This is a genomic window from Bacillus sp. AFS031507, from assembly GCF_002584635.1.
Taxonomy (GTDB): Bacteria; Bacillota; Bacilli; order Bacillales; family Cytobacillaceae; genus Neobacillus.
Genome location: NZ_NUOW01000100.1, coordinates 1 through 1113, shown reverse-complemented (window position 1 = coordinate 1113; position 1113 = coordinate 1). Strand labels below are relative to the sequence as shown.

The window sequence follows — 1113 nt, the reverse complement described above, 5'->3', positions numbered from 1 at the left end:
AAACTGAGGGAGTTTAAGTAGAAATCTTCACAATCTTTTCTTTACCCTAACAAGATCTAAAATCTTAAATGTGTTGGAGCATTACAAAAAGACGCCTTCATATTAAAGAAAAGCGCCGATTGTTGAAGATCATTGCATATATCTTATTCAAGTCAAGCCCCCTTTACCTAAGTCCATTACTTCACATATTTCTAATCTGATAAAAGATAAATAAAAAGATGATACCTTTTAAGGCATCATCCCTTAGAATATTAAACTTGATTTGACTTTAAAACTTAAAGTTTATTCTTGATTAATTGCACTTTCATCCATATAAGCAACTTCCCATAAATGACCGTCTAAATCCTGAAAACCCCATATATACATAAATCCATGATCTTGAGGCTCACTAAAAGATTTACCACCATATGACAATGCCTTATTTACTATCTCATCCACTTGATCCCGACTTTCAGCTGAAAAGCAGAGAATTGCTTCGGCAGAAGTAGTAGTATCCACAATTTCCTTCTTACTAAATCCTTTGAAACGTTCTTCAATCATTATCATAGCAAAGATATTGTCACTGATGATCATACAAGATGCGGTCTCATCGGAGAATTGTGGGTTGAACTCAAAACCTAGCTCCTTGAAAAAATTGGTGGACTTGTTCACGTCTTTTACTGATAAATTGATAAAGATATTTTTGGATGTGAATGCCATTTTTAATTACCTCCTGTGAAAATTACTGGCAAGAATGACATGTCAATTAAGTTTTTCATTAAATGTCGCTAAATAACTCACTTTTCTTTAAGTACTTTATTTCATTAAAAATAGCCCGATTGCTGAAAAAACAGTATCAAAAATCTAATTTACTAATGGTTCGTTTCAGCAATCATAAAACAAACCTCATTTTTTAACATATGTAACCACTATTCAGAACGTTTGTTCTTAATAATACCACATGTTTCATTTGTATGGAAGCACCACATTAAAATATCTTGCCCTTTTATTTAAATAATCACCACATATTTCTTATAACATTTTTTCTTTATTTTATTCTGCCCATATCTTATTCCTGTAAATGGCCCGATTGTTGAATAAGAGCTAAAGACGATTCTTCAACTCCCTCAGATT

The 1113-nt window shown here is 31.9% G+C and carries 1 protein-coding gene; it reads right to left on the bottom strand.

Annotated elements, in window-relative coordinates:
- Window positions 1-282: 282 nt before the first annotated feature.
- Window positions 283-699: a VOC family protein gene (locus tag COE25_RS30005; RefSeq protein ID WP_098935236.1), complete on the bottom strand. Its 417-nt coding sequence runs from the start codon at window positions 697-699 to the stop codon at window positions 283-285.
- Between the last annotated feature and the right edge of the window lie 414 nt (window positions 700-1113).

Coding starts and splice junctions, on each gene's coding strand:
- COE25_RS30005 (WP_098935236.1), bottom strand. CDS start 699: ATGGCATTCACATCCAAAAATATCTTTATCAATTTATCAGTAAAAGAC.